The organism is Streptomyces sp. XM83C, from assembly GCF_023072675.1.
In the GTDB taxonomy this organism is placed as follows: Bacteria; Actinomycetota; Actinomycetes; order Streptomycetales; family Streptomycetaceae; genus Streptomyces; species Streptomyces thermocoprophilus.
Map to the genome: position 1 here is coordinate 1 of NZ_JALLGL010000508.1, position 2,313 is coordinate 2,313.

The window sequence follows — 2,313 nt, forward strand, 5'->3', positions numbered from 1 at the left end:
AAGGCGACGGCGTCCACCACGCCATGCTCGGCATCGCCCGCCTGCACAACCTCACCCTCACCGGATGACAGGCAAACGAGCAGGTCAGCCTGCATGCCTCAGATCATTTACGGGACAACCTCTAGGGTCGAATCGACCACGAGGCGTTCCACGCCTCACAACTGAACACGAAAATCGGGGATTCACGAATGACGACCAGTACCCGGCTGACCACCGGTACCCGGCCGCAGACCTTCTTCCGCCGCAGCAGCGCCATGATCGTCGCCGCTGTGACCGCGGGCGCCCTCTTCGCCACCGCCGCCGGCGCCCATGCCGCGGAGGCGGCGCCGCGGACCACCGTCAGCAGCGCCGCTGTCGCGGACGACGCGGACTTCACCGCGCAGGAGAAGGCCCAGGGCGCCGCGCTCGCACAGAGCGTGGCCGAACTCGGCGTCACCGAGGAGCAGTTCGCTGCCGCGCTGGACATCGCCCTTTCCCGGCCCGCGCCCGACCCGGCCGCGCTGCGTGCGCGTCTCGCCGCCCTGCCCGCGAAACCGACCGCCGACCAGCTCGTCAAGGCCGCCTACCCGGGCGACGCCCAGGCGCAGGCCGCGATGCTGCCGCTGTTCGCAAACGCCGAGGTGCGTGCCGCGACGCTCGCCCAGCTCACGGGCAACACGGGCAGCGTCGTGGGCGGTCACAAGTCCGCCTTCGGGTGGTGGGGCAAGACCAAGTTCGTCGTGAAGTGCGGGGCGGCCGTCGCGGCCGTGCTGATCAGCTTCGCGCCGGCCGGGTCCAGCATCAAGGTCGTCCGCGCGGTGGCCCTGTTCAAGCGGTACGGCGCGAAGAAGACGGCGAACATCATCTGGCGGTTCGTGAACGGCAAGCGCGTCGGCTCCAAGGAGCGCGAGGCCGTCAAGGCGTTCATCGGCATCTCCGCGATCTCCCAGGCGTGCAGCAAGTGACGGAGGTGACGTCATGACGGTCGAGCATGTGGCGGTGATCGCCCTCGCCGTCGAGGTGACGGTCATGGTGCTGGCGCGCGTCGGCACCGAGCGCCGCCACTGGAACCATCACAAGCGGCGCGGTCCCGCCCCGTTGACGAGGGACGACGTCACGCTGGTGTCGGGGGTGCTGTACGCGCTCGCCGCCGGCGCGATGGCGGTGGGCGCGGTGACCGCGCGCGTCGAGTGGACACTGTCCGCGATCGGCACGTTCGCGCTGTTCGGCGTTCTGCTGCCGGCGTTCGCCGCCAACGCCGTCCTGGTGCTGGCGACGCGAGGCCGTCCCGACGAGGTCACCTGGTGGCAGCGCGGCATCGCCGGCGCCGTCGCCGTGGGCGGTGGCCTGGTGTCGGTGGGTCTCGTCGGCTGAGCGGCGACCGGCCGCCATGAGGTGAGGAGGGGCCCCGGAGCGATCCGGGGCCCCTCGTCGTCCCGGGTGTCGTGCCCGCCGCGGTGATCCCGCATGCTGTCGGGCTTGAGCAGCGACACCGAGGACGCGTATGTGAAGGTCTGCTTCCGCCTCGACATCCAAGGACGACTGGCCACCGGCCGGCGTGGAGAGCCTGTGGGCCGTCGACCGTGGCGACGGCACGGCGGAGCCGGCCAACGCCCCTTTCTTCGTACGCGGTGTCGCCAACGGCGACACCGTCGAGACGGACACGGACGACGACGGCACCCACTGGGCCGGCAAGGGCCGTTCACGCGTCCGGCAACTGCACCGTCCGCCTGATCGTGTTCCGCGACGGCTCCCCCGTCGCCCTGCGGACCGCGCCCGGCGCCTTCGAGAAGCTCGGCGCGACCGGTGAGGACATCGAACGGTTCCGCAGGGTCGCCCTCACCCTCCCCGACGACGCCGACCTCGGCAGGATCAGGTAGCTCCTCTCCCACGGCGTGGAGAAGCAGTGGTGGGACATGGAGGAGGGCTGCGTCACCGCGCCTGGCGGGAGAACCAGCCGCGCCGCTGACGGACCCCGGTGGGCGCACGTCGGGCCGGCCGGGGTGTTCGACCCCGCCGAACCACCTTTCGAGTGAATATGCCTTATGCGTCCGTCAGTTGGCCTTCCTCCTGCCTAGTTTCCGGTGCGGAGGTGATGCTCGATGCACGAGCACAACGACATGCCGCCGAACGGTCCGGCGGCGCAGCGGCAGGACGCGATCGACGTCAACGACTTCGTCTTCGCGGCGACAGGCGCGCGGGTGCGCCGCCTGACAGTGAGGATGTGACGTGGTGACGCCGCTGGTGGGTCTGACCCCTCGCCTGACTGACGTCTCGACTGTCCTGTTTGGGATTTGTCGGCCCGCCGGGCGTCACCACGCACGCGGCCGGACG

At 70.6% G+C, this 2,313-nt stretch carries 4 protein-coding genes and 1 pseudogene; all 5 read left to right on the forward strand.

What is annotated here, in order from left to right:
- Window positions 1-188: 188 nt before the first annotated feature.
- The 5 genes and pseudogenes from MTQ10_RS29825 (at window position 189) to MTQ10_RS31385 (ending at window position 2,207) form a co-directional block, all read left to right on the forward strand.
- On the forward strand, window positions 189-944 hold the full coding sequence (locus tag MTQ10_RS29825) for a hypothetical protein (protein ID WP_247473623.1): 756 nt from the start codon (window positions 189-191) through the stop codon (window positions 942-944).
- Between the two features lie 13 nt (window positions 945-957).
- Window positions 958-1,353 (forward strand): hypothetical protein, encoded by a 396-nt coding sequence (locus MTQ10_RS29830; RefSeq protein ID WP_247473625.1) that lies wholly within the window; start codon window positions 958-960, stop codon window positions 1,351-1,353.
- A 184-nt stretch (window positions 1,354-1,537) separates the two neighbouring features.
- Window positions 1,538-1,612: pseudogene (locus MTQ10_RS31560) on the forward strand (DUF4265 domain-containing protein); the annotation flags it as partial.
- A gap of 103 nt (window positions 1,613-1,715) precedes the next feature.
- Entirely contained in the window at window positions 1,716-1,859 is a 144-nt protein-coding gene (locus tag MTQ10_RS31565) for a hypothetical protein (protein WP_247473626.1), read from the forward strand.
- Between the two features lie 222 nt (window positions 1,860-2,081).
- Window positions 2,082-2,207 carry a hypothetical protein gene (locus MTQ10_RS31385; RefSeq protein ID WP_374117725.1) on the forward strand — a complete coding sequence of 42 codons (126 nt, stop codon included), beginning with the start codon at window positions 2,082-2,084 and terminating at the stop codon, window positions 2,205-2,207.
- Window positions 2,208-2,313: the final 106 nt, after the last annotated feature.

What these genes read in the sequence shown, in the direction of transcription:
- MTQ10_RS29825 (WP_247473623.1), top strand. Translation starts at nt 189, where the DNA reads ATGACGACCAGTACCCGGCTGACCACCGGTACCCGGCCGCAGACCTTC.
- MTQ10_RS29830 (WP_247473625.1), top strand. Translation starts at nt 958, where the DNA reads ATGACGGTCGAGCATGTGGCGGTGATCGCCCTCGCCGTCGAGGTGACG.
- MTQ10_RS31385 (WP_374117725.1), top strand. Translation starts at nt 2,082, where the DNA reads ATGCACGAGCACAACGACATGCCGCCGAACGGTCCGGCGGCGCAGCGG.